The 26,063-nt window shown below is 68.8% G+C and carries 22 protein-coding genes; 15 read left to right on the top strand and 7 right to left on the bottom strand.

Features of this window, described 5'->3' with window-relative positions:
* The first annotated feature begins 53 nt into the window (after positions 1-53).
* A complete protein-coding gene (locus tag R2707_09960; GenBank protein MEZ5245409.1) occupies positions 54-818 on the top strand; it encodes an electron transfer flavoprotein subunit beta/FixA family protein in 765 nt (254 codons plus the stop codon).
* A complete protein-coding gene (locus R2707_09955; GenBank protein MEZ5245408.1) occupies positions 818-1,792 on the top strand; it encodes an electron transfer flavoprotein subunit alpha/FixB family protein in 975 nt (324 codons plus the stop codon). The genes R2707_09960 and R2707_09955 overlap by 1 nt, the downstream gene beginning before the upstream one ends.
* Here R2707_09955 and R2707_09950 read toward each other — a convergent pair.
* The 3 genes from R2707_09950 to R2707_09940 all read right to left on the bottom strand — a co-directional run bounded on the left by R2707_09950 (position 1,764) and on the right by R2707_09940 (position 5,529).
* Positions 1,764-2,951, bottom strand: coding sequence for an amidohydrolase family protein (locus tag R2707_09950; GenBank protein MEZ5245407.1), 1,188 nt, complete (start codon positions 2,949-2,951; stop codon positions 1,764-1,766). The two genes, R2707_09955 and R2707_09950, sit on opposite strands and share 29 nt — an antisense overlap.
* Positions 2,952-2,962: 11 nt before the next feature.
* On the bottom strand, positions 2,963-3,709 hold the full coding sequence (locus tag R2707_09945; GenBank protein ID MEZ5245406.1) for an IclR family transcriptional regulator: 747 nt from the start codon (positions 3,707-3,709) through the stop codon (positions 2,963-2,965).
* 113 nt (positions 3,710-3,822) lie between these two features.
* The gene (locus R2707_09940) at positions 3,823-5,529 is read right to left on the bottom strand and encodes a proline--tRNA ligase (GenBank protein MEZ5245405.1); all 1,707 of its coding nucleotides are present in this window, start codon (positions 5,527-5,529) and stop codon (positions 3,823-3,825) included.
* Between the two features lie 122 nt (positions 5,530-5,651).
* Here R2707_09940 and R2707_09935 point away from each other — a divergent pair, with 122 nt between their 5' ends.
* Genes R2707_09935 through R2707_09925 form a run of 3 tightly spaced genes read left to right on the top strand, consistent with a single transcriptional unit; the run spans position 5,652 to position 10,190 of the window.
* Positions 5,652-7,586, top strand: coding sequence for a molybdopterin-dependent oxidoreductase (locus tag R2707_09935; GenBank protein ID MEZ5245404.1), 1,935 nt, complete (start codon positions 5,652-5,654; stop codon positions 7,584-7,586).
* On the top strand, positions 7,579-9,333 hold the full coding sequence (locus R2707_09930; GenBank protein MEZ5245403.1) for an NAD(P)H-dependent oxidoreductase subunit E: 1,755 nt from the start codon (positions 7,579-7,581) through the stop codon (positions 9,331-9,333). The genes R2707_09935 and R2707_09930 overlap by 8 nt, the downstream gene beginning before the upstream one ends.
* Positions 9,330-10,190, top strand: coding sequence for a 2Fe-2S iron-sulfur cluster-binding protein (locus R2707_09925; protein MEZ5245402.1), 861 nt, complete (start codon positions 9,330-9,332; stop codon positions 10,188-10,190). Before R2707_09930 ends, R2707_09925 begins: the two co-directional genes overlap by 4 nt.
* Here R2707_09925 and R2707_09920 read toward each other — a convergent pair.
* Positions 10,179-11,279 (bottom strand): acyltransferase, encoded by a 1,101-nt coding sequence (locus R2707_09920; GenBank protein MEZ5245401.1) that lies wholly within the window; start codon positions 11,277-11,279, stop codon positions 10,179-10,181. The genes R2707_09925 and R2707_09920 overlap by 12 nt on opposite strands.
* Positions 11,280-11,379: 100 nt before the next feature.
* Between R2707_09920 and R2707_09915 the strand changes: the two genes are divergently transcribed.
* Genes R2707_09915 through alr form a run of 3 tightly spaced genes read left to right on the top strand, consistent with a single transcriptional unit; the run spans position 11,380 to position 14,432 of the window.
* Entirely contained in the window at positions 11,380-12,492 is a 1,113-nt protein-coding gene (locus R2707_09915) for an acyl-CoA dehydrogenase family protein (GenBank protein ID MEZ5245400.1), read from the top strand.
* A 9-nt stretch (positions 12,493-12,501) separates the two neighbouring features.
* A complete protein-coding gene (locus R2707_09910) occupies positions 12,502-13,329 on the top strand; it encodes a DMT family transporter (GenBank protein MEZ5245399.1) in 828 nt (275 codons plus the stop codon).
* Positions 13,330-13,346: 17 nt separating this feature from the next.
* Positions 13,347-14,432, top strand: coding sequence for an alanine racemase (alr, locus tag R2707_09905; protein ID MEZ5245398.1), 1,086 nt, complete (start codon positions 13,347-13,349; stop codon positions 14,430-14,432).
* On the opposite strand, the gene R2707_09900 is transcribed toward alr, so the two are convergent.
* Positions 14,420-14,926, bottom strand: coding sequence for a VOC family protein (locus tag R2707_09900; protein MEZ5245397.1), 507 nt, complete (start codon positions 14,924-14,926; stop codon positions 14,420-14,422). The genes alr and R2707_09900 overlap by 13 nt on opposite strands.
* 98 nt (positions 14,927-15,024) lie before the next feature.
* Entirely contained in the window at positions 15,025-16,278 is a 1,254-nt protein-coding gene (locus R2707_09895) for an MFS transporter (GenBank protein ID MEZ5245396.1), read from the bottom strand.
* 50 nt (positions 16,279-16,328) lie between these two features.
* Between R2707_09895 and R2707_09890 the strand changes: the two genes are divergently transcribed.
* The 6 genes from R2707_09890 (at position 16,329) to proX (ending at position 23,937) form a co-directional block, all read left to right on the top strand.
* A complete protein-coding gene (locus R2707_09890; GenBank protein MEZ5245395.1) occupies positions 16,329-17,228 on the top strand; it encodes a DMT family transporter in 900 nt (299 codons plus the stop codon).
* Between the two features lie 13 nt (positions 17,229-17,241).
* On the top strand, positions 17,242-18,054 hold the full coding sequence (locus tag R2707_09885; protein MEZ5245394.1) for an META domain-containing protein: 813 nt from the start codon (positions 17,242-17,244) through the stop codon (positions 18,052-18,054).
* A gap of 338 nt (positions 18,055-18,392) precedes the next feature.
* Positions 18,393-19,256 carry a LysR family transcriptional regulator gene (locus R2707_09880; GenBank protein ID MEZ5245393.1) on the top strand — a complete coding sequence of 288 codons (864 nt, stop codon included), beginning with the start codon at positions 18,393-18,395 and terminating at the stop codon, positions 19,254-19,256.
* A 139-nt stretch (positions 19,257-19,395) separates the two neighbouring features.
* On the top strand, positions 19,396-20,619 hold the full coding sequence (locus tag R2707_09875; protein MEZ5245392.1) for a betaine/proline/choline family ABC transporter ATP-binding protein: 1,224 nt from the start codon (positions 19,396-19,398) through the stop codon (positions 20,617-20,619).
* Entirely contained in the window at positions 20,619-22,703 is a 2,085-nt protein-coding gene (locus R2707_09870) for an ABC transporter permease subunit (GenBank protein ID MEZ5245391.1), read from the top strand. The genes R2707_09875 and R2707_09870 overlap by 1 nt, the downstream gene beginning before the upstream one ends.
* An 85-nt stretch (positions 22,704-22,788) precedes the next feature.
* A complete protein-coding gene (proX, locus tag R2707_09865) occupies positions 22,789-23,937 on the top strand; it encodes a glycine betaine/L-proline ABC transporter substrate-binding protein ProX (GenBank protein MEZ5245390.1) in 1,149 nt (382 codons plus the stop codon).
* A 71-nt stretch (positions 23,938-24,008) separates the two neighbouring features.
* On the opposite strand, the gene R2707_09860 is transcribed toward proX, so the two are convergent.
* Positions 24,009-24,863: a DMT family transporter gene (locus R2707_09860; protein MEZ5245389.1), complete on the bottom strand. Its 855-nt coding sequence runs from the start codon at positions 24,861-24,863 to the stop codon at positions 24,009-24,011.
* Positions 24,864-24,926: 63 nt separating this feature from the next.
* Here R2707_09860 and R2707_09855 point away from each other — a divergent pair, with 63 nt between their 5' ends.
* Positions 24,927-26,063, top strand: coding sequence for a hypothetical protein (locus R2707_09855; GenBank protein MEZ5245388.1), 1,137 nt, complete (start codon positions 24,927-24,929; stop codon positions 26,061-26,063).

Here is a 26,063-nt window from a genome sequence, read left to right as displayed (position 1 = left end):
CGTGCGTCGCGCCATGCGCGACTCATGCGTCAGAAAAGCAGGAGATGTGACGAATGAAGATTCTGGTTTGTGTCAAGCGGGTGCCGGCGCCGGGCGCCAAGATCAACGTGACCTCCGACGGGATGGAGGTCGACGCCGCCCATCTCGGCTTCACCACGAGTCCGCACGAGGAGTGCGGGGTCGAGGGTGCGATCCAGCTGAAGGAGGCGCACGGCGGTGACGTCACCGTGTTGACGCTGGGTGGGGGAGAGGCCCAGGAACAGCTCCGGTACGCGGCGTCGGTCGGAGCGGATCGTGGAGTGCTCGTGCAAACCGACGGCGCGCCGTGGGATCCGCAGCGTACGGCTGCTGCGATCACCGACGCGATCCGTTCGCTCGAATCCTCCGACGGTGCCTTCGATCTCATCCTGTTCGGCAACGAGTCGGCCGACGCGGGTGGCTTCCAGGTCGGCATACGGGTTGCTCGTGCGCTCGATCGCCCGATCGTGCAGGGCATCAAGGGCATCGACATCGGCGGCGGTGGCATCACCGCCCGTCGCGAGATCGACGGCGGGTTCGAGGTCTACGAGCTGCCGATGCCGTGCGTGCTCGGCGTGAAGGAGGGCCTCAACCTCCCCCGCTACCCGACGATGAAGGGCCGGCTCGCCTCGAAGAAGCTCGAGATCCGCTCGATCGACGCGGCGGCTGCTACCGGTGGTCAGGCGCGGGTCCGCCTGCACCGACCGGTCGAGCAGGTGTCCGAGACCGTCATCCTCGGTGAGGGGCCGGAGGCCGCGGCCGCCGTGGTCGACGTGCTCGACGAGCTGGGGGTCCTCTGATGCTGCTGGTCGTCCTCGAACACGATCGCGGCCGCCTCGTCGAGGCGTCACGCGAGGCGTTGACCTTCGGGCGCACCCTTGCCGGGAAGATGGACACCGAACTCGTCGCTGCCCTCATCGGATCCGACGACGACGATCTCGTCGCGGCGGCCGCTGCGTACGGCGCGCGCGTCGTCCACACCTGTGTGCACGAGGTGCTGTCCGACTATGGGCCCGACGCGTTCGGCGCCGTCGTGGCCCAGATGGTCGCCGCACTCTCGCCCGACGCCGTGCTCGCCTGCGGGTCCGACCGGGGCAACGAGGTCATGGCCCACGCGGCCGCCCGCCTCGACGCGCCCTTCGTCGCGAACTGCACTGATGTCAGCCCAGGTGAGCCATGGACGATGACCCGTCTGCAGTGGGGCGGGTCGTTGCTCGAGGACACGACGCTCACCGCCGAGGTGCCATTGCTCACCTGTGGACTCCATGTCGTTGCCGCCGTGCCGGGTGACGAAGCGGACCCGGATACCGAGGAGTTCGACGCGGATCTCGATGACCGTCACGCGGTGACGATCGTCAGTGACCGAGTTGTGCAGGAGGCCGGTGTCACGCTGCCGACCGCACCGGTGGTCGTCGGCGGCGGACGCGGCGTCGGGTCCGAAGTCGGGTTCGAAACGCTCGAGGAGCTTGCCGGGCTTCTCGGCGGTCGCGTCGGCTGTTCCCGTGCGGTGACCAACCTCGGGTGGCGCCCGCACTCGGACCAGGTGGGGCAGACCGGCACCCGCATCGCCCCCGAGATCTACATCGCGTCCGGGATCTCGGGTGCGATCCAGCACTGGGTCGGCGCGATGGCGAGCAAGCACATCCTCGCGATCAACATCGACCGCGACGCGAACATGGTGGCCAAGGCCGACTGGGCCGTGATCGGCGACCTCCACGAGGTCATCCCTGCGATCAGTGAGGAGATCAGGCGGCGGCGAGCTGTGGGCCCATGAGGTCGACCATGTTGTCGCAGTAGAAGGCCTGGCGGATCGCGTCGCTGCGGTCGCCGAGGCTGCGTTCGAAACGGCCGTAGGGGTCGCGCCCGCCCTCGACATGGGGGTAGTCGGTCGAGAACAGACACACGCCGGGGCCGAGGTTGTCCGTGATCCAGCCGACGTCCTCGGTCGGGTACGGCGTCGCCCGGATCTGTCGCTGCACGTACTCGGTCGGCCGCAGCGACAGGGTCTGGAGCCGCTCCTCGTGCCGGTGGAAGGCGTCGAACGCGGACTCCATCCGCTTGCAGAAGCTCGGCAGCCAGACCGCGCCCTGTTCGATCACGCCGAGACGGAGATCGGGGAACCGTTCGAACACGCCGTCGAAGATCATCGCGGCGATCGTCTGCATCGGGGGATGGGCGATACCCATGTAGTCGACCGACCGGAAGTTCTCGTCGCCGCCGTGGAAGTCGGGCGGGATGGGGAGGCCGTTGTTGAAGTAGGCGGGGGAGAGCAGGTCGCCGGTGCCGCCCACGTGGAACACGATCGGGAGACGTGCCTCGGCGGCCTGGCTCCAGACCCGGTCGAGTTCGCGGTGCGAGGGCGAGTGTTCGGGTGGACAGTCGGAGCCGACCAGCAACGCGCCGGCACCGGCGTCGATCGCCTCCGCGGCGATCTCGGCGGCGAGATCGAAATCGACGAGCGGCACGTAGGCAGTGGCGAACAGGCGCTCGTCGACGGAACAGAACTCGAGCATCCCGCGGTTGTGGGCGCGAGCCGCCCCTGCGATCAGCTCGAGATCCCGTGTCCGTTCCCAGGCGAACAGTCGGCCGTTGTGGAACGTGTTGAACAGCAACTGCGATCGAACACCGATGAAGTCGAGCACCCGCGGACGGTCCTCGGCGAGAAAGGAGCCCGTCGCCGCGAAGTTCTTGCGCACCATCACCTGTGCCGCCTCGTCGGTCAGGAACTCCTCTGATCGATGGCGGTCGGCCAGCCGGGCGAACGTCGCGTCGAGATCGACGGGTTCGTCGCCGGTCTGCTTCAACTCGTTGGCATAACCCGGCACGTCGATGCGGTCGCGGATCGCGGGGTCGGCGTAGCTCCGCAGCCAGTTCGGCGTTTCCATGATGTGCGCGTCGGCGTCGTGAACGGTCCGTCCTTCGATGTAGGCCAATGGTGTCTCCTTCACTCGGCCGGCAGGCGCTCGGCGATGCGTGCGGCGGTCTCGATCGTCAGGACGCCAAGATCGCGCGACTCCTCGGGATCCGGGAGCCGGTGGGCCGGACCGTGGATGTGGACCGCTGCCTCGACCGAACCATCGGGAGCGATGATCGGTGCGGCGACGGAGTTGATCCCTTCGGCGAGCTCGTCGTGGCCCCACGCGTAGCCGAGGCTCCGGATCTGCTCGAGTCGGGAGCGGATCGCGTCGGGATCGGTGAGGGTTCGTGACGTCGGCCGCACGAGGTCGGATCGCAGGAGGGCATCGAGTCGTTCCGCTGGCCAGTGGGCCATCACCGCCAGTCCCGACGGGACGGTGTGGATCGGGCACGATTCGCCGGTCCAGCTGCGCACCTGGATCTCGCTCTCGGCCTCCGCATGGTCGAGGAAGTACATGGTGTGGCCGTTGGCGATGGAGACACCCGATGTCTCACCCACCCGTTCGGTCAGTTCGAGGAGGTGGGGTCGAGCGGTCGACACCAGATCGCGGCCGGGTCGTGCTGCGCCGGCGATGTCGATCAGCCCTTCCCCGAGGCGGTAGTCGCCGCCGGCCCGGTCCTGGGTGACGACGTTCTCGGATTCGAGCGCACCGAGCAGGCGTGCCACGGTCGACTTCGGCAGCTTCACCTTGATGGCGAGATCGGTGACGCCGGTCGGCCCGAGGGCGAGCGCTCGCAGCAGCGAGAAGGCGCGCTCGATCGACTGGACGGACATGGCCGCACCGTAACCGCCGGCGTTTCCTCGTTCCACAATGCGGAACGAAGCTGACTTGTAGCGGGTGTCTGACACCGCTGTAGCGGGTGTCTGACACCGCTGTGGCGGGGAGGTCAGCGGGCGGCGGTGATGGTGGTGGTGAGCTGGTCGACGATGGCGTCGATGCCGACTCGGGTCGTCTCGCCCGACGCCCGCGGTGTGAACTCGACCTCGCCCTCGGCCAGCGCCTTCGGGCCGATCGTGACCCGATAGGGGATCCCGATCAGTTCCGCGTCGGCGAACTTCACGCCCGCTCGGGCGTCGCGGTCGTCGAGGATCACGTCGACGCCCCGCGACGCGAGTTCGGCGTAGAGCCGTTCCCCCGCGGCAACCGAGGCGTCGTCCTTCATGCTCACGATGGTGACCACCGCCTCGTAGGGGGCGATCGACACGGGCCAGATCAGGCCGTTGTCGTCGTGGTGGGTCTCGGCCGCGGCCGCCATGTTGCGACCGATGCCGATGCCATAGCTTCCCATCACCAGGGGAATCTGGTTTCCGTCGGGGTCGAGCACGTGGGCGCCGAGCGCGTCGGAGTACTTGGTCCCCAACTTGAAGATGTGGCCGGCCTCGATGCACCGGACGATCTCGAGTGGGGTCCCGCACTTGCTACAGGGTTCCCCGGCGGTGACCTCACGCAGGTCGGCGAACGACTCGACGTTGATGTCGCGGGCGACATCGACACCGGTCCAGTGCCAGTCGTCCTCGTTGGCGCCGGTGGTCAGGCCGGCGCGCCCCTGCAGTACGGGGTCGGCGATGATCCGGATCCCCTCGACGTGGACCGCCCCCAGCGAGCCCGGACTCGCGCCCAGGTGTTCGATGGTCTCCTCGGGCGTCGCGGGGCGGATGTCGATCGCGCCCGTGTGGTCCTGCAGCTTCTGGAGGTTGAGCTGGTGGTCGCCGCGAACGAGGGCGAGGGTGATCTCACCGTCGAGCATCATCACCATCGTCTTGATCTGATGGTCGGCCGGCGCGCCGTCGTCGATCTCCTCCAGCGCCTTGATGGTGCGAACTCCCGGGGTGGAGAAACGGGTGAGGGCGGTGATCTCGCGGTCGGTCACCGGGGCGATGGCGGAGGTGGCCCGCTCGACGTTGGCCGCGTAGTCGCACGCCGGACAGCGGACGACGTCGTCCTCGCCGGCCGGGGAGGGGACCATGAACTCCGTCGAACCCGAGCCGCCCATCGAGCCGGACGACGCCTCGACGGGCATGGCCGGCAGCGAGAGCCGTTCGAAGATCCGCACATAGGCGTCGTGGTGACGCTGATAGGCGGTATCGAGGCCGGCCTCGTCGAGGTCGAACGAGTAGGAGTCCTTCATCGCGAACTCGCGCACCCGCAGCAGTCCGCTCTTGGGTCGGGGCTCGTCGCGGAACTTCCACTGGATCTGGTACCAGATCTGGGGCAGCGCCTTGTAGGAGGTGATCTCGAGGGCGAGGTCGGTGAAGATCTCCTCGTGGGTCATGCCGAGCGCGTTGTCGGCGCCCTTGCGATCCACGAGTTTGAACATCTCGTCGCCCATGACCTCCCAGCGACCCGACTTCTTCCAGATCGAGGCGGGATGCATGGCGGGCAGGAGGAACTCCTGTCCCCCGATCGCGTTGATCTCCTCGCGCACGATCGCGGCCACCTTCTCGTGGACCTTCAGGCCCAGCGGCAGCATCGAGTAGTGGCCGGCGTGGAGCTGGCGGATGAAGCCGCCGCGCACGAGCAGCTTGTGGCTGGCGGCCTCGGCATCGGCCGGGGCATCGCGCAACGTGGGGATGAAGAGGTTCGACCAGCGCATGGGCTGCACGGTACAACCTCGCCCGGTGCGCCCCGTGCCGCTTTCCCGGAGCCGGGGGCCTGCGAATCCGAGCGACGGTGATGGGGTACGTTCCCGTCATGGAGAACCGCGGTCAGGGGACGGTGCCGAAGCGACGACGCAGGGGCAAGACCTACGCGGCGCCACTCGAGCGACTCACTGTGCCGATGGTCCGCGACGACGGGGTCCTGCGTGCGGCGACATGGGACGAAGCCTTGACCCGTGTGGCCGACGGGTTCGCCCGGATCCGCGACGACCACGGCCCCGGCGCGTTCGGCATGTTCAGCTGTTCGAAGTCGACCAACGAGATGAACTACGCGGCCCAGAAGTTCATCCGCACCGCGATGGGGTCGAACAACATCGACTCCTGCAACCGGACTTGACACGCCCCCTCCGTCGTCGGTCTGGCGACGGTGTTCGGGGCGGGTGGTGGCACCTGTTCCTACGAGGAGATCGAGGAGGTCGACGTCGTCCTGCTCTGGGGGTCCAACGCCCGTGACGCCCACCCGATCTTCTTCCATCACCTGCTGAAGGGTCTCGACAACGGCGCCCGCATGTACGCGGTCGACCCTCGTCGCAGCAGTTCGTCGAAGTTCGCCGACGTGTGGCTCGGCATCGATGTCGGCAGCGACATCGCCCTCGCCAACGCGGTCGGGCGCGAGATCATCGCCGCCGACCTCCACGACGAGGAGTTCATCGCCCACTCGACGTCGGGGTTCGAGGCGTACCGGGCCCACGTCGACCCCTACACACTCGACGAAGCCGAGCGCCTCACCGGCGTGCCCGCGCATGCGATCCGCGAGATGGCCCACGCCTACGCCACCGCGGAGAAGGCGCAGATCCTCTGGACCCTCGGGATCACCGAACACCACAACGCGGTGGAGAACGTGCTGTCGCTGTGCAACCTCGCCCTCCTCACGGGCCACATCGGCCGGTGGGGTTCGGGCCTCGTCCCGCTGCGCGGGCAGAACAACGTGCAGGGCGGCGGCGACATGGGCGCCCTCCCCGACAAGTTCCCCGGCTTCCAGGACATCGGCGACCCGGATGCTCACGCGAAGTTCGAGGCCGTCTACGGAATGGCGCTCCCGTCCGAGCCGGGTCTGCACCTGACGCTCATGTTCGAGGCCATGGAGGAAGGCCGCCTCAAGGGTGTCTATGTCATCGGGGAGAACCCGGCCGACAGCGAGGCCGACGTCGACCACGCCCGAGCCCTGTTGCGGGGCCTCGACATCCTCGTCGTGCAGGACATCTTCATGACCCGCACCGCCGAGCTGGCCGACGTCGTCCTCCCGGCGACCGTCGGTTGGGCCGAGTGCGACGGCACGGTCACCTCGTCGGAGCGACGTGTCCAACGGGTCCGGGCCGCGGTGCCACCGCCGGGCGAGTGCCGCCACGACCACGAGATCCTGGGGGAGCTCGCGACCCGACTGGGTGTCGACTGGAGCACGCCCACTCCCGAGCATCTGTGGGACGAGCTGCGGTCGTTGTCGCCGCTGCACGCCGGGATGAGTTACGAGCGCCTGGAGGTCGAGGGTGGTCTGCAGTGGCCGTGCCCCGACCTCGACCATCCGGGGTCGCCCTTCCTGCACGGCTGGCTCTGGGAGGACGACCTGGGAGGTCGTGAACCGGCACCGTTCAGCCTCACGAACTTCGAAGGACCGAAGGAACAGCTCAGCGAGGCCTTCCCGCTGCGGCTCACGACCGGGCGGGCGCTCGACAGCTACAACACCGGGGTGCAGTCCGGTGCCTTCCCGTCGCCGATCCGCCACGGCGACGAGGTCGACGTCAACCCCGCCGACGCCGAACGGCTCGGCATCGCCGACGGCGAGCGGGTCCTCGTCTCCTCGCCGCGCGGTTCGGTCGAGATGCACGTGCGGGTGCAGATCGACCTGCCCGAGGGCCTCACGTTCACGACGTTCCACTTCCCCGAGCTGGTCGACATCAACACCCTCACCAACGACGAGTGGGACCCACGTTCGGGAACGGCCGAGTTCAAGGCCGCGTCGATCCGCGTCGAGCGGTTGGTCGCCGATGGCTGACCTCTACATCGGCCCCGACCTCGCCGACGACCTCGAGATCGATGCCGTGCGGGCCGCGATCGGCGACGATCCGGCGGTGGTGCACGAAACCGAACGGCTGGTCATCGGCGGCGCGACGCGGCGTCGCGAGCGGCGCCACCTCCTGCTGCCCGCCCTGCACGCACTCCAACACGCCAAGGGGTGGATCAGCCCGGGAGGGCTCAACCACGTGTGCGAGGTGCTGCAGGTCCCGCCGGCGGAGGCCTACGGCGTCGCGACCTTCTACGAGATGTTCCGTGTCGACGAGCCCGATCACGACGGCCCGGTGACCCATGTCTGTGTCGATGCGGCGTGTCAGATCGCCGGCAGCGAGGAGCTGATCGCCGACCTCGAGGCGGCCGGCGCCCACGTGCACCGGTCGCCGTGTCTCGGGCAGTGCGAGCGGGCGCCGGCCCGGTTCGTGCAGGGCGTCGGTGCCCCGGATCACGTCCCGGCCGACGAGATCGCCGTCGACGTGCGGATCCCGCAGCAGGGCGACCCATCCCTGCGCCTGCTGGCCAACGTCGGCATCGTCGACCCCACCTCGCTCGATTCCTACCGGAGCCACGGCGGCTACGACGCGCTGGCCCACGCGATCGAGCTCGGCCCGGCCGCCGTGTGCGATGCCGTCGCCGAGTCCGGCTTGTCGGGGCGGGGCGGCGCCGCGTTCCCGACGGGCGTGAAGTGGAAGGCGGTCGCGGCGGAGCAGGGTCGTCCGAAGCATGTCGTCGCCAACTGCGACGAGAGCGAGCCGGGCACGTTCAAGGACCGGGTCGTCATGGAGAACGATCCGTTCGCCGTGGTCGAGGCGCTCACCCTCGCCGGCTTCGCGACGGGGGCCGAGCACGGCTGGCTCTACATCCGCGGCGAGTACCCACGTGCCACGGCGCGGCTCCAGGACGCGGTCGACCAGGCGCGAGCGGCCGGCCTGCTCGGCGCCGACGCGGCCGGATCCGGTCATCGCTTCGACATCGAGATCCGCCGCGGCGCCGGCGCCTACATCTGCGGGGAGGAGACGGCGCTGTTCGCATCGATCGAGGGCTTCCGCGGCGAACCCCGCAGCAAACCGCCGTTCCCGACCACCCACGGCCTCTTCCGGGAACCGACTGCGGTCAACAATCCCGAGACCCTGCTCAACGCGCTCGAGGTCGTGCGCCACGGTGCCGAGGCGTACCGGTCCGTCGGCACCGATGGTTCCCCCGGCACCAAGCTCCTCTGCCTGTCGGGGCGGGTCGGGAAGCCGGGCGTCTACGAGGTCGACTTCGGCACCACGCTCGGCGAGGTGTTGGACCTCGCCGGCGGCCTCACCGGGAGCGGCACGCTCGCGGCCGTGCTCATGGGTGGAGCGGCCGGTTCGTTCGTCGGGCCCGACGCCCTCGACATGCCCCTCACGCTCGAGGACACCCGAGCCCGGGGCACCACACTCGGTTCGGGGGTCGTGATGGCCTTCACCGACGAGATCGACATGACCGCGGTGTGCACGCGGATCGCCGAGTTCTTCCGCAACGAGAGCTGTGGCCAGTGCGTCCCCTGCCGGGTCGGGACCGTCCGCCAGCACGAGACGATGGTCCATCTCACCCGCACCGGATCGCTGAGCGACGACCGACGAAGGTTGATCGACGACATGGCCCGCGTGATGGTCGACGCGTCGATCTGCGGGCTCGGCCACACGGCGGCCTCCGCCATCGAATCCGCGCTCGCGTCGGGCCTGATCGGGGAGGCGCCGTGACCGCTCCCGAGGTCGGCGTCGCCCTCACCATCGACGGCCGGCCGGTCCGCGTTCCAGCGGGGACGTCGATCCACAAGGCCTGCGAGTCGGTGGGCATCGACACGCCGACATTGTGTTGGGCCGAGAACCTCACACCGGTCAACGTCTGCCGGGTGTGTGTGGTCGAGGTCGAGGGTTCGAGGGCGTTGGTCCCGGCATGTGCCCGCACCGCCGAGGAGGGCATGGTCATCGAGACCGACTCCGAGCGGGTGCGGCACAGCCGCCGGATGGTGCTCGAGTTCCTCGGCTCCGGCGTCGACCTCGGCCAGGCCACCGAGTTGGCCGAGTGGATGGAGCACTACGGCGCCGACCCCGCTCGCTACGACCAGCCCGAGCTGCCGGCCGAACGGATCGACGAGGAGATCAAGGTCCACGACGACCTCTACATCCGCGACTACGACAAGTGCGTCCTCTGCTACAAGTGCGTCGAGGCGTGCGGCGACGACGCCCAGCACACGTTCGCGATCGCCGTGAGCGGTCGTGGGTTCGACGCCCGGATCTCGACCGAGTTCGACGTGACCCTGCCCGACTCGGCGTGTGTCTACTGCGGCAACTGCATCGGCGTGTGCCCGACAGGCGCCATCCAGTTCCGTACCGAGTTCGACCTGCGCAATGCGGGGGAGTGGCGTCCCGAGGACCAGTCGGTCACCACGACGGTCTGCTCGTTCTGCGGTGTCGGCTGCAATCTCGAACTCCACACCCAGGACGACCGGATCGTGAAGGTCACCTCACCGGCCGACCACTCCGTCACCCACGGCCACCTCTGCATCAAGGGCCGATTCGGCTGGCAGTACGTCCAGCCCCCGTCACGCGGGTAGGTGCGTGGCCGCTCCGGGACGCAACCCGGAGGGCCGACTCGATGCCGTCCGGCGGGGACCGGCGCTGATGCGGTGGCGGAGCGGGCGCTCCACCCAACGCAACGACGCAGCGCTCGCGACCAGCGTGAGCAGGAGGGCGACGATGCGGGCCGCCTCCGGCTGATCGGGGAGCACCTCGTAGCCGAGTTTCAGCGCCGGCATGTGGAAGAGGTAGATCCCATACGAGGCGCGACCGACCCACTGGACCGCCCGCCACGTCAGCAGCCCGGGACGAACCGCCCCGCGGACGAGCGTCAACACGATCGTCGCGATGAGGAGGGAGAAGACGAAGTAGCCACCGCGGACCATCAACGTGCCCGAGCCGGGATACGCGAAGACGAAGACGCCGACCGCAGCGCAGGCGGGGACGAACGCGGCGCGCAGGACGGGATCTTGTCGAGGGGACGGTGCGATGGTCGCGCCTGCCGCCAGACAGCACCCGATCATCAACCCGATCATGCCGTTCGAGTCGGTCCCGAGTTGGAGAACCTCCGTGCTGTGGCCCAGGACGAGAGAGCGCACCGCGGTCTCGACCGCGCCGAACACGGCGAGTCCACCGCTGAGCCGGGCCACGCCGAGCACGCCGTGGCGCCGGTGCACGACCACGAAGATCGCCGGCCAGACGAGATAGAACTGCTCCTCGACCGCCAGCGACCAGGTGATGCCGAACGCCGGATCGGAGTGACCGGCAGCCATCGCCCAGTTGTGCACGTAGAACGCGCTGGTGATGGAGCCGCGCACCACGCGGGTCGTGTCGCCGTAGAGATCGAGGAGCAGTTGCAGGGCCAGGACGCCAGCGAGGAACACGGCGAAGGCGGGAGCGAGGCGGGCGACACGTCGCCGGTAGAAGCCGCGGAGATCCACCTTCCGATCGCGGTCGACTTCCTCGAGGAGGAGTCGGGTGATGAGGAATCCGCTGACGACGAAGAACGCATTGACACCCAACCCGCCACCGGGAATCACCCCGCGGAGCTCGCCCGCATAGTGCAGGGCGACGACGGCTCCGACGGCGAGCGCCCTGACCCCGTCGAGCTCGGGGCGATGGCCCATCCGGGTCCGTGAATCTGCTGCCACAGTAGTCAGTCGGCCGGGTTCGCCGAGTGTTGACCCGAAGCGTCGCAGCACGATCTCGCGCGTACCCTTGCGGGCGATGTTGGACTTCTCCCTCCCGCTCGAACTCGAAGAACTGCGCGCCCGTGCCCGCGCGGTGGCGCTCGACGGCGTCGAGAAGTACGGCGCCCACACCGACTCGTGGATCAACGGGTACTCCGAGGATTTCTCGAAGGTGCTCGCCGCCAACGGCTGGATCGGAATGACATGGCCGACCGAGTTCGGTGGCGGCGGCCGCTCCAACATCGAGCGGATCATCATGGGCGAGGAGATGATCTCCGTCGGGGCGCCGATCGCCGCGAGCTGGTTCGCCGATCGCCAGATGGGTCCCGGACTCATCGCCTACGGCACTCCCGACCAACAGGCCGAGTTCCTGCCCGGCATGCTGAGTGGCGAGACCACGTGGTGCATCGGGATGAGCGAGCCCGATTCCGGGTCCGATCTCGCCAGCCTGAAGACCTCGGTGCGTCGCGACGGCAACGAGTGGGTCATCAACGGTCAGAAGATCTGGACCTCGTTCGCGGCCGTCGCCGACTACTGCTACCTCATCGGCCGTACGTCGAGCGAGGGCCCGCCCCACCGGGGGGTGAGCGAGATCATCGTGCCCATGGACCGGCCCGGTATCGAGGTCCGGCCCATCAAGGACATGACCACCAACGCCCACTTCTGCGAGGTGTACTTCACCGACGTGCGGGTGCCGATCGAGAACCTCGTCGGGGTCGAGGGCGATGCCTTCAAGCAGACCATGGCCCAGCTCGAACACGAACGGGGCGGCATCGACCGGCTGGTGAGCAACAAGCCCCTCTACGATCGAGCGCTCGAGGTCGCCGACACCGATGATCCCCGGGTTCGTCAGGAGATCGCGCAGCTCGAGATCGGCTATCGGATCGGTCGGATCCTCGTCTACCGCGAGGCGCTGAAGCAGGCGCCGGCCGGGTTCAGCGCCGCAACGAAGTGCTTCTGCACCGAGCACGAGCAGCGGGTGGCCGAGTTCGCCGCCCGCCAGCTCGGGATGGCGGCGACGGCCGACGCCGAACTCGCCCGGGCGATCAACTATTCGCCCGCCTACACGATCATGGGTGGGACGTCGAACATCATGCGCAACATCCTCGGCGAACGGCTTCTGGGGCTGCCCCGCGAGCCCCGGGCGTAGCGAACCACATTGGTCTGGGCCCTCGGGATCTACTTCTCGTTCGCGATCGGGATCGGCGACTTCTTCGGCGCGTATCTCGCGAGGCGTGTGCACGCGTTCACGACCGTTCTCACCTATCTGCTCATCGGGGGTCTCAGCGCATCGGCGCTGCTGCTCGTGGTCGAGAGCGATTTCGTCGCCCGAGATGTCGGGTTCGGTGCCGCCGGCGGGCTGACCGTGGGCTTCGCCCTCACGCTGCTGTACCACGGGATGGCCGTCTCGTCGGCGGCCGTCGTCTCGCCCGTGACCGCGGTGGTCACCGCGCTCATCCCGGTGGGCTGGGACGTCTCGACCGGCGGCGACCTCTCCGGCCTCGTCGTCTTCGGCATCGCCGTGTCGCTCTGCGGTCTGGCGGTGACGACCTTCTCGCCCGAACTCGGCGAGCGGGCGTTGGCCGGCGTCGGCTGGGGCCTGGCCTCCGGCACGTGTTTCGGGATCTCGTTGACCCTGATCGGTCAGGCCGAGATCGAGAGCGGCATGTGGGCGACCGTCTTCCAGCGGTTCACTGCGTTCGCGGTACTCGCCGTGGTCGCCGTCGCCCGCGGTATTCCGCGATTCGTCCCTCGGTCGCTGCTGCGACAGGGGATCGTCGGCGGCGTGCTCACCGGCACCGGCGTCGGCGCGTTCGTCGCCGGAGCGCAGCGCGGGTCACTGAGCGAGATCACCGTGACCGCCTCGATGTTTCCGGCGGTCACGGTGGTCCTCGCCGCGATCTTCGAGCAGCATCCCCTTCGTTGGTGGCAGATGGTCGGACTCGGGACCGTCGTGACCGGGGTGGTCCTGATCGGCGTCGGTTGAGCGGGCAGACTGTCGGGGTGCCGCACTCCCGCCCCCGGTTGACCGTCGATCTCGATGCGCTTGCCGAGAACTATCGGCACGTACGGGAGCGCCTCGCCGGCGTACCGGCGGGTGCGGCGGTGAAGGCCGATGCCTACGGGCTGGGGATCGAACCGGTGGCGCGGCGATTGTGGTCCGAGGGATGTGGTGAGTTCTTCGTTGCCAATGTGGACGAGGGCATCGAGCTGCGCGGGATCCTGCCGCAGGCGAACATCAACGTCTTCGACGGAGCTGCGCCCGGAACCGAGGACGCCCTCGTGGTGCACGGCCTCGTCCCCGTCGTGATCACCCTCGATCAGCTGTCGGGTTGGCAGGCGACTGCGTCTCGACGAGGGGTGCGGCTCCCCGTCGGCGTGCACTTCGACACCGGCATCAACCGGACCGGTCTGGGTCGTCGCGACACTGCCACGCTGATGGAGGAGCCGGACCGCCTCGACGGCCTCGACCTGCGTCATGTCGTGAGCCATCTCGCCTCGGCCGACGAGCCGACCGACCAGTCGGAGCGGCAGCTCGAACGCTTTCGCGCCATCCGTGCCGCGTTTCCCGGCGGACTCGCGTCGCTGGCGAACTCGGCGGGGATCTTTCGCGGGACGGAGTTCCACTTCGACCTGGGACGTCCCGGCATCGCGCTCTACGGCGGTGCGCCCAGCGACGCGCTCGATCGACCGCTCTCGACCGTGGTGACACTCGAGGCACCGATCCTCCAGGTCCGGGAAGTGGAGACGGGCGACGAGATCGGCTACGGCGCCACCCACGTGGTCGACGGACCCCGCGTCCATGCCGTTGTCGGCCTGGGCTACGCCGACGGCTATCACCGCGCCGGATCCAATCGGGCCGAGGCCGTCATCGAGGGCCAGGTCGTTCCGGTCGTCGGTCGTGTCTCGATGGATCTCACGATCCTCGATGTCACCGATGTGCCGCCGGCGGCGAGGGCGCCGGGGTCCATGGTCGAATTGCTCGGCCCCGTTGCCTCGGTCGAGCGTCTCGGCGCGGCCGCCGGCACGATCTCCTACGAGGTGTTCACGTCGTTGGGATCGCGCTACGAACGCGTCTATCTGGGCTGAGTCGGCCCGACACCGCGTCCGGGCGTGTCGGCGCCGAATTCGGCATCGGCGGCGTCGAGGTCGAGCGGTGCGGTGATCGCTCCGCCATCGGTCACGCGGTCGAGGGGGACTTCCCACATGACCTCGAACTCGATGCCGTCGGGGTCGCGGGCGTAGAGCGAACGGCTGACGTGGTGGTCGCTCTCGCCGACGTACGCGCCCATCTCGATGAGGCGGGACCGGGCGGCGCGGAGCTCGCGGAGCGTCGCCACCTCCCAGGAGAGGTGGTAGAGGCCGATTCCCCTCGGCGGGCGCGGCTGCGGATCGGCGGCCCGGAAGAGCCCGAGATCGTGGTCGGTGTCGCTGCCCGGGGAACTCATGAACACCGCATTGCCCATGTCGTGCGTGACTGCGAGGCCGAGCGCCTTCTCGTAGAAGGCAGCCGACGCCGCCGGGTCGCTGACCCAGAGAACGGCGTGGCGGAGGCCGAGGGTGGGGCGGGGGGTCTCGCTCATGCGAAGGTCAACCGGTTCACGCACGTGATTGTTCCGCGATTCGTCCTTTCAGGTGTACCGACGGGCCGAGGTGATCCTCGACGAGACGCGAGAGTGACTCAGACGGGCTCGGGCGTGCGGACCTTCGTGACGACCGGGTAGAGGGCCGCGGCGACGAGGGCGAGCGCGGCGACGCCGGCCCAGTGGCTGAGCGAGTGGTAGCTGCTGGCCTCCACCACGACGCCCGAGGTGAGCCCGGCTGCAGCACCGGATGCAACCATCGTGAAGTCGGCCGCGCCCTGGATCGCGGCCCGCTCGGCGACGCCGAAGGCGCTGGTCAACAGCGAACTGCCCGAGATCATCGCGAACGACCATCCGATCCCGATGAGGAAGAGCCCGGTGAAGACGCCGAGCCGGTCCTCGGCGTCGGTGTGCGACGCGAGTTCGCCGCCGACGAAGAGGGTCACGCCGGCGACGGCGACGATGAGGCTGCTGGGCAGCCGGTCGACCAGCCAGCCGACGACCGGGGCGAAGAGGTACATGCCGACGATGTGGAGCGAGATGACGAGGCCGATGATCTTCTTCTCGTGGGCGCCGTCCTCCATGTGCAGCGGGGTCACCGTCATGATCGCGACCATCACCGCCTGACCAACGGCCATGGCCCCGACGGCGATGACGGCGAGACGGTTCGTGGCGATCCGGGAGAACGACTCCCGCAACGACGGCCGGGCCGGCGCGGTCAGGCCGTCGCCACCGGTCGCGGTGAGGAGCGGATCGGGGCGCAGGAAGACCTCGACCACGGTGGCGGCGAGGGCGAACACGCACATCGCCATCAGGTACGGACCCGACAGCGCCTCGAGCCCGAGCGCTTCGGCCACCGGTTCGGTCGCGCCGAGGGCGACCGTCGGACCGAGGATCGACCCGATCGACGACGCCCACACGAGGATGCCGATCGAGCGAGCCACCTTGTCGTCGTCGGCGAGGTCGGCGGCGGCGTAGCGGGCGGCGAGGTTGGTGCCGTTGCCGGCGCCGATACCGAGGGTTCCGAGGATGAGGAGGGGATAGGTCGACGTCTCCACGGCGAGCACTGCGAGCAGCGCGCCGGTGCCGGCGACGGTCCAGCCGATGCGCAGGCCCGGGCGCCGTCCGCGACGGGCCATGAACCGCGAGAGCGGTACGGCGACGAATGCGCCGCCGATGCTGATCATGGTGGCGGCCAGGGTCGCCAGGCTCTCGTTCTCGACGATCTCCTTCGAGGCCAGTGTGGTGGCCGCGAAGCCGCCGGCCATCCCCATTCCGGCCGGACCGACCGAGCCGATGAGCGTGAAGAGCGTGCGCCGTTGGAGGCGGGCCCGGTCGATCGGTGACGTCATTGTGTCAATCATGGCGCGCACGACGCCGGGTACGTGCGAGATTGTCGGCGATGACCGCTGTCGAACTCGCGCCCAGGGACGCTCGCCTGGGCCTGAGCGCCGCCTCGGTCGCCGTCACGTTCTGGGCGTCCGGCAACATCATGGTCACGAAGGTGCCGATGGGTGGGCTCCAGATCGCCTTCTGGCGCATCCTCCTCGCGGCGGTCGTCTACGTCGGAGTCCTGTATCTCTCGGGTCGGCGTCTCACCCTCGACCACCTCCGGCGGTCGATGCTCACCGGCGCGACGGTCGCGCTCCAGATCGCGGTGTTCTTCGTGGCGATCAAGTCGACGACGGTGGCGAGTGCCACCGTGATCGGTTCGCTCGTGCCGCTGCTGTTGATGGGCGTGGCGGCCCGTCAGTTCGGCGAACGGGTCACGCGCTTTCTCCTGGGGATCAGCGTGATCTCGCTGGTCGGTGTCGCCCTCGTGATGTCGGGGGCGTCGTCGTCGTCCGAATGGAGTCTGCGCGGCGACTTGCTGTCGGTGGTCGCGTTGGTGCTGTTCGCCGGCTACTTCGCGTTCGGCAAGGCCGCCCGCGAACATGTCCCGGCGCTCGAATTCCAGGCGTGCCTCTGGATCGTCGGCTCGGTGGTGCTGTTTCCGATCGCGCTGGTCGACGGCGGCGGCATCGAGTTCCCGTCGGGGTCGAACTGGGTGTGGTTGTTCGCGCTGCTCGCGGTCCCCGGGACCGGGCACATGCTCATGAACTGGGCGCATCCGCGGGTACGCCTGGCGATCAGTTCGATGCTCACACTCGCAGTTCCGGTGCTCTCGACCATCGGCGGCGTGATCTTCCTCGACCAGTCCGTCGGGGCGGTGCAGGTGGTCGGCATCGCCGTCGTGCTCGGCGCGCTGTCGCTGGTGATCCGGCGCGAAGCGCAGCTGTCGGGAACCGACGCCGAGGTCTGATCGTCGAACGGTCATGCGCCGACTTCTCGCCCTCGCTGTTCTGTGCCTCGTCGTTGCCGCCGCGTGCGGCGACGAAGTCGACTCGGTCACGACCGACGACCCCGGGGACGACGCCGGCACCCGGCCGTCCGTCGCCGGCGACTGGATCCTGCGGTCGTTGACGGTCGACGGGACCGCGGTGTCGTTGCCCGACGGCGAGCTCGAGATCACCATCCAGCTCGGCGAGATGTCCGGCAACCTCGGTTGCAACTCGTTCTTCGGCGAGATCGACGCGGCCGACGACGGCACCCTGACCCTCGGCGCCATCGGCCAGACCGAGATGGCCTGCCTGGAGGACGGCCGTATGGAGTTCGAGGCTGCCTACGGCCAAGCCCTCGGCTCGGTCACGGCCTGGGCGGTCGACCCCGCCGGGATGACGCTCTCCGGCGACACGGTCGAGATCCGCTACGAGCAGGCCCCGCCGCCGGTGCACCAGCGGCTCGAGGGCACGGTCTGGCACTTCGACACGGTCTACTCGGGCGAGGGCGTCGAACGGGCGGCGACGAACCGGGCCGACATGGAGGGCGTGACGCTCGTCATCGAGCGCGGCGAAGCGGTGCTCGCAGGACCCGATTGCGCCGCTGTCTCGACGGTCGAATACGCCGACGGACGAGATGGCGCGTTCGAAGTGACGAGCGCGGTCGCCATCGACACGTCACCGGCTTGCGAGATCGTCGCGATCGCCAGCGCCGGAATCACCGAGTCGACGGGCTTCATGATCGACGAGAACCGTCTCACCTTCATCGGGGCGGTCGGCGAGACCGTCGGCTTCTCAGCCCGTCCCTAGGGCGTGCTGTTCCGGGGCAATCGCCTCGCGTCAGCCTCGCCGACGGTGATTCGGGCGCGCCACGGCGCCCGCGAGTCGGGCCGACGGTGCGGCGCGACCGGTGCGCTCGCCCATGGCAAGGCTGACGATGCGACCACTCGGCCCGGGCAGCCGCGCGCCCGGACCCATGACGGCGCGGGCCGCGGCCGACTGCGTGGTGCGGGGGGCGAGGGGGGTGTGAGGATGGCGACTGCGCATACGTCCACTTTCGGCCTCCGATGCCCATGACGCAACCCACACAATTCGATGCTTTTCACGAGGCCCTGTCATGCACTGGCCGGTTGCCTACACTCGGCATCATGAACCTCGACGTGCCATCGCTGCGAACCTTCCTGACGGTGCTCGATGTGGGCGGGATGACCCGGGCGGCAGAGGTGCTCGGTCTCAGCCAGTCGGCGGTGAGCTGGAAGATCAAGCGGCTCGAAGAGCGCGTCGGTCGCCCCTTGCTGATCCGCGACGGCCACACGCTGCGCCCGTCGCCCGACGGTGAGCTGATGCTCGACCACGCCCGTTCGATCGTGGGGATGCACGACGAGATGGTCGCCCGCCTCACCAGCTCCGAGCTGACCGGGCAGGTGCGGGTCGGGGCGAACGAGGAGATCAGCGCGACCCAGCTCGTCGACCTGCTCGGACGGTTCGGTCGGATCCATCCGCTCGCCAGCGTCGAGTACCACGTCGAGCAGAGCAACGTCCTGGCGGCGATGCTGCACAAGGGTCGCCTCGACGTGGCGGTGCTGCAGGTCACCGAGCCGGAGGTCGAGCCGACCGATCGAGTGCTGTGGTACGACGATCTCGCGTGGGCGGCATCGGCGCACCAGCAGCCGACCGACGTGCCCGTCCCGCTCGTCTCCTACGGCAGCGAGTGCTGCTACCTGCCGCTGGCCGCGGCCGGCCTCGAGGCGGCCGGGCAGCGCTACCGGCTCGCGTTCTCCGGGCAGAGCCGTGTGAGTGTCGAGGCGGCGATCGCCGCGGGCCTCGGGGTCGGGGTGGTGAGCCGGCGCCAACTCTCCGACGAGATCGTCGAATGGATGCCCGAGTTCGGTCTCGTCCCGCTCCCGCGGATGTGTCAGATCGTGCGACACGGCAAGGAACCGATCCCACCGATCGCCGACGCGTTGGTCGCCGAATTGCTCCTCGAGCTGTCCTCGCCCGTCTCCGCCTGACGGTCCGAGTTGCCCTTCCCGGGCGATCGGCTATGGTCGACCGAGCCTCCTCAGGCCCCCTTCTGGTGCGACGCGTGATGCTGTCCGACCGCTGGCAGGGCGAGGTGGCTCGCGGTCGACCACCGAATCCGAGGGGCTCATGAGCAGCGACAACGACGAGATCATTCGGCTCGAGGGGATCTACAAGATCTTCGGGCCCCGCCCCACGGGGCGGGCCTACGAGTTGTCGCAGGAGGGCTACGGGAAGAACGACGTGCAGCGGCTCACCGGGCATGTCGTCGGTCTCCGGGATGTCAACTTCTCCGTCCGTCGAGGCGAGATCTTCGTAGTGATGGGCCTCTCGGGCTCGGGGAAGTCCACGGCGCTGCGCACCGTCAACAAGCTCTTCGACGCCACTGCCGGCCATGTCTGGGTGGACGGGGTCGACGTCCAGCAGCTCGACGGTACGGCGTTGCAACACTTCCGCCGCGAGAAGATGGGGATGGTCTTCCAGCACTTCGCGCTGTTCCCCCACCGCAATGTGATCGACAACGTCGGCTACGGGTTGAAGGTGCAGGGAGTCGGGCGGGCCGAGCGCGACCGGGCATCGATCGAAGCACTCGCGATGACCGGGCTCGACGCCTACGCCGAGAGCATGCCGAGTCAGCTCTCCGGCGGCATGCAGCAGCGGGTCGGTCTTGCCCGGGCTCTCGCCAGCGACCCCGACATCCTCCTCATGGACGAGGCGTTCAGCGCGCTCGACCCGCTCATCCGTCGCCAGATGCAGGACGAGATGATGGCGATCCAGGAGCGGGTCCAGAAGACGATCCTGTTCATCACCCACGACCTCAACGAGGCCCTGCGCATCGGGGACCGCGTGTGCATCATGAAAGACGGCGAGGTCGTGCAGATCGGCACCCCAGAGGAGATCCTCACCCAGCCGGCAACCGGCTACGTGGCCGAGTTCGTACAGGACGTCGACCAGGGGCGGGTGATCGAGGTGCACGAGATCATGCAGGCACCCCGGCCGGTCGACCGATCCGTCGACCTCACCGCCGCGTTGCGCAGCCTCGACGACCGGGCCGGAGCGTTCGTCCTCGACGACGCCGGCCGGCCGGTGGCCCTGCTCACCGCGGCCGACGGCATTCGCGCCGGGTCGATGGGCAGCACCGAAGTCGAGGCCGCACTGCGCAGCGATTTCGAGCAATGTCCGCCGACCAGCACGCTCAACGAGGTCTACGCGGCCGCCGGGCGGGGCCTCCCGATCGCCGTCGTCGACGACGACGGGGTCATGGTGGGCAATGTCGACCCCCGCCACATCATGGAGGAAATGGGTCGGGTCGAGCAGTTGATAGATCAGTTCGAGCGAGAGGTGTTCATGTGATGTCCGCGATCGGATTGGCCCAGGACGTCGGCCTTCTCGAGAACGACGCGCTCGACGAGTTCACCGTGCCGTTCGGCGCGTGGGTCGATCAGTCGGTCGACTGGATCGACAACAACCTCGGGTGGCTGCTCGACGCCATCGAGTGGCCGTTCACCTTCCTGCTCACGAATCTCGTCGACGACTTCCTGATCAAGATCTCGTGGTTCTGGATCGTGCTCGGGTTCGTGCTGATCGGCTCGCTCGTGCGCAACGTGCGCGTCGGCCTGTTCGCCGGCATGGCGCTCGCGTTCTGCGGCCTCCTCGGCGACAACTACTGGATCGAGACCGCTCGCACGATCGGGTTCATTCTCGTGGCGGTGTTGTTGTGTGCGCTCATCGGCATCCCGGTCGGTGTGGCGTGTGGTCGCATCGACGGTCTGTGGTCGGTCGTGCGGCCGGTTCTCGACGCCATGCAGGTCGTCCACGCGTTCGTCTACATGTTGCCGTTCATCTTCTTCTTCGGCATCGGGGAGGAGGCGGCGACCATGGTGACCATGGTGTTCGCGCTCCCACCGCTCATACGCCTGACCAATCTCGGCATACGACAGGTGCCCGAGGACGTGGTCGAAGCTGCCCGGGCCTATGGCGCGGCGGAGCGGCGCGTCCTGTTCGACGTCCAGCTCCCGCTGGCGAGCCCGGCGATCATGACGGGGCTCAACCAGACACTGCTGCTGTCGATCTCGATGCTCGGCATCGCCGCGATCATGGGCGCCGGCGGGCTCGGTCGACTGTTGTTCCGTGCCATCACCAATCTCGATGTGGGGCTCGCGGCCTCGGCCGGCCTCGCGTTCTTCCTCGTCGCTGTGGTGCTCGACCGCATCTCCCAGCCTGAGGACAGCGACCAGCCCCTCCTCGGTCGCATCGCCGCCGCGTGGCGGCATCGCAACGACCCGTCGGCGCTGCTCTCGCGGGGTGGCGACGAGCCGTCGGGCACCGACGGCGAAGCCGTCGCCGTCACGGGTCGCGAGCGCACCGGATTGCTCCTCGCAGCGGCGGGAGCACTGGTCGCCGCCGTGGCGACCGCGCTGCCCTGGGGTGAGGACGCCGGATTGATCAGCAGTCATGCCCGAGCGGCCGACACCGACCTCGCCGGCTCCGACTTCAACGGTGTCTCGGCGTCGGGCGGCTCGTGGTTCGGCCTGATCGTCCTCGGCCTCGGGGTGTGGATCCTGCTGGCGGTCGTCGACACCATCCGGCGTCGCAGCCGTGGTGGCCGCTACCTGAGTGCCGACGGTGCCCTCATCGCCTCGCTCGGAATGCTCGGCGCGGTCGTGGCCTATCTCGCGATCTCACCGGGCGTCGATGTGGCGTCCTACTCCGATGGCATCGGCCTCTGGGTCGCCGTCGTCGGTGCCGTGCTCGCGGTGGCCGGATCCGTCACCGCGGTGCTCGCCGCGCCCTTCACGCCGATCAGGCCCCTCAGCCTCGACATCGCATGGGGTCGAGTGATCGGCGCGGTGATCGCCGGACTCGTCATCCTCGGTGGCACGCTGGCCGGCTGGTCGTTCGATGCCCGCGAGGAGAGTGTGATCACGCCCGAACTGCAGGCGGAGCTCGACGAGCTCGAGCGCGAGGCCGAGCTCAACCCGGCGGTGGCGTTGGAGAACGCCAACATCATCCAGAACCGGATGAACCAGGCCCGCCGCACCGAACGCGTCATCAATGACGCATGGACCGCCGACGGTGCGGGTCTCGGCTTGCTCATCGTGGTCCTCGCCGGGCTCGCGCTCGTCCTCACCGTGCCGGCCGCGGGGCTGGGCGGTGCCGACGACATGGTCCGGTGGCGGGCCAGCGCCGGGGTCCTCGGCCTCGGCGCCGCGCTGATGATCATCGCCGCCGGCTGGATCGCGAGCCTGCTCCGGGTGGCCGATCCGGGGTTCGTGAGTGGCGTCGGCGCCTTCCTCGTCTTCGTGGGCGGCTTCTTCTTCCTGGGCTCCGCCCGTGGGATGGTCGCCAACATGGACCGCGCCCGGCGCTATGAGGACACCGACACGCTGCTCGAGCGTGAAGCCGCGGAGGATGCCCTCGAACCGGTGCCCGCATAGCCGCGTTCTGGGACGAATCCCGGATTCCATGACAATAGTTGATGCTTCCATGTCGTATGTGGGGGCGCTCACTAGGGTGCGACGCATGGATACAACACGCTCAACCCTGCATCGCTCGCGATGGCTGCTGGCACTGCTGGCCGCATTCGCGCTCCTGGTCGCCGCCTGTGGCGACGACACCGACACCGACGCCGGAAGCTCCGGCGACTCGGGTGATCCGGGTGATGAAGCCCTGCCCGGTGAGGGCGTCACCGTCACCATGGCCCGTGCCGACTGGCAGAGTGGCTACATCCAGGCCGAGATCTACCACCAGATCCTCGCCGAACTCGGCTACGACGTGACCGATCCCGCCGAGATCGAGCTCGGCCCGTCCAACGCCTACACCGCGATGGCCGAGGGCGACTTCGACTTCTGGACCAACAGCTGGTACCCGGGTCACCTCAGCTGGCACGAGAACGAGCTGCCCGACGGCTCGCTCGTCGGCGACCACATCGAGATCGTCTCGGGACTCTTCGAGTCGGCCGGCGTCCAGGGCTTCCTGATCACCAAGTCGACCGTCGACGAGTACGGCATCACCTCGATGCAGCAGATCCACGACGACCCCGACCTGCTCGCCCTGTTCGACTACGACGGCAACGGCAAGGGCAACATCTACGGCTGCCAGGAGTCGTTCACCTGTGACGACATCATCACCAACCAGCTCGCGTTCTACGGCTGGGACAACTTCGAGCAGGAGATCGCCAGCTACGACGCCCTCTTCGCCGACTTCCTCGACAAGGTCAATGCCGGTGAACCGGCCATGATCTACACGTGGACCCCGAGCTCCTATGTCACCGAGGCCATCCCCGGCGACAACGTGATGTGGATCACCATGCACCCCGACGACGTCATCGACGACTCCAACCCGGCGGGCATCGACGGCGGCGAGTTCCACGACCAGCGCCCCGGCTTCACCGGCTTCAGTGAAGAGTTCTGCACCCAGCCCTGTCAGCTCGGGTGGGTCCCAGCCAACATCCAGGTGACGGCCAACGCCGACTTCCTGGCGGCCAACCCGGTCCTGAAGACCCTGTTCGAGCAGATCAAGCCCTCGGTGATCGACATCTCGGTCGCCCAGGTCGATCTGGCCAACAGCGACGGCACCCAGGAGGACGTGGTCGAGATCGCGACCACCTGGATCGAGAACAACCGCGACCTCATCGACGAATGGATCGCCACGGCGCTGGCCTCGGCCTGATCCCCACCGACGATCCAGTGCGAACGCCGGGCCCTCGGGTCCGGCGTTCGCCGCGTCCGGGGTCGGGGGCCTCAGCCCGGCCGACGTCGGGCGAGTCCGCCCACCACCGAGCCGAGCACGATGCATCCCCCCACCGCAGTGGCCACGGGCGGCTGCTCGCCGAAGGCGATCCACGCCCCGACCGTGGCCGAAACGGTCTCCACCGGGACGAACAGCGACACCTCGGCGGCCGACAGATGACGGGTCGCGGTTCCGAGGCAGATCCGGGCGATCGGCCCGATCACCGCGCCGAGCACGATCAGCAGGACGAGATCACGAGTGCCGGGTGCGGTGATGTCGGCCGGGACCAGCGCCGCAGCGGCCATCATCCATCCGGCGAGCCCGACCGCGAGGGTGCGGCGCAGCTCCTGGTGGTGGCGCCAGAGGGTCAGGTTGACGGCGAACGAGGCGACGGCGCCGAGTGCATAGAGGTCGCCGGTGATCCGGCCCGCCCCCAGCGAGTCGCCCACGACGATGGTGATGCCGATGAAGGTCGCCCCGATCGCAGCCCACACTCGTCGCCCCGTGCGCTCGCCCAACACGACACGGGCGGTCACGGCGCCCACGACGGGCGCCGCCGCGAGGATGACGACCACATTGGCGACCGTGGTGGCCTTCACCCCGAGGATGAACAGCAGGCTGCTCGCGGTCTGGAGCGCGGCCGATGCCCACATCGGCCATCCCTCACGGCGCAGGCCGATGCCGCCGCGAGCCGCCAGCACGACGAACACCGAGATGCCGCTGCACAACCCGACCCAGAACGCCACGTCCCACGGACCGACGTCGACGGTGCGCACCACCAACGAGTCGCTGCTGAGCAGGAGTGCCCCGCCGAATCCGAGCGCGATGCCCAGCGAGCGAACGGGCGTGGGGGTCGGCGGGGTCATGCCGGTTCACTCTTAGCATGGCCGCGATTGCGGGTTCGGGAAATGGGCGGAGGGGAGTAGACCATGGACGGCCATCAGGTCGAGGCGATCTGTCCCGAGTGCGGTCGGCCTCGTGCCGCGTCATTTTCCGAGCACCATGTCGGGTCATCCGGTGGGCACGGCGAGCCGCGTCGCGGCGCGCTGTTCGCGTTGATCCTCGCGCTGGCGGCGATCTCGGCGATCCTGATCCTCCTGCCCGAAGGCGACGAGGAGCCGTTCGCCGAGGCCCCACCGACGTCAACGGCTCCGTCGGCACCGGCGCCGCCGGCAGCCGACCTCGGCGCTGCCTCGGGGACGCGTGTCGCCTACGCCTCGGCTGAGGGCCTCGTGATCGTGGAGATCGAGTCGGCGACGTTCGATCTGACCGATGTGGCGCTCACCTCGCCCGCGGTCGCCTACGCCGACCCGTTCGTACTCGTGGCCGACGACCGGCGAACCCTGGCGGTGCATCCAGCCGTACCCGACGAACCCTTCGTGCTGGCCACCAACTATCGACTCGTCTCGACTGCGGTGCCGAATCAGTATGTGTTCGTTCCGGCGGCATCGGGCATCGACGACGCCGGTGAGGTGTTCGTCGGTCAGGCCAGCGACGGTTCGTTCGGTCCGTCCATCCCGTTGCCGCCCGGCTCGCGCCGTCTTGCCGCGCCCGGTGTGGGCGTGCTCGTGGCCGGGCCCGAGGGAGCAACCTACGAGGTCGGGTTTTCCGGACTCGAGCGGGTGAGCGACGCCGCGGTGATCGCGGCGGCGGGTCCGTACCGCGTCGAGGTGCGGTGCGACACCAGCTTCACGTGTCGAACCGATGTGGTCGACGGGGTCGGTGCGTCGGCCGCGCTCGCCGATGAGGTGGCCGGTCGGCTCGGTACGCCGACCCTGTCCGCGGACGGGCGATGGGTGGCCGGGCGCGACGGGGCCACCGTCGTCGTCGTGGAGGTCGACTCCGGTGAGGTTCGCGAACTCGAGGTCGAGGGTGCCGTGATCGCACTCGCCTGGGTGCCCGGAGCGGACCTGCTCGTCGCCATGGTCGGCCCGCGGGACACTGCCCGACTCGCGGTGGTCCCCGTCGCTGCGGATGCCGGCTCGACCATCGGCGCTCCGACCATCGTCGATCTCACCGCTCTCGGTGCGCCGAGCCCGCTCGGATCAGACCTGGTGGCGTTCTGA

Source organism: Acidimicrobiales bacterium (assembly GCA_041394245.1).
Lineage (GTDB): Bacteria > Actinomycetota > Acidimicrobiia > Acidimicrobiales > Aldehydirespiratoraceae > JAJRXC01.
This window is presented reverse-complemented; position numbering and strand designations above follow the sequence as displayed.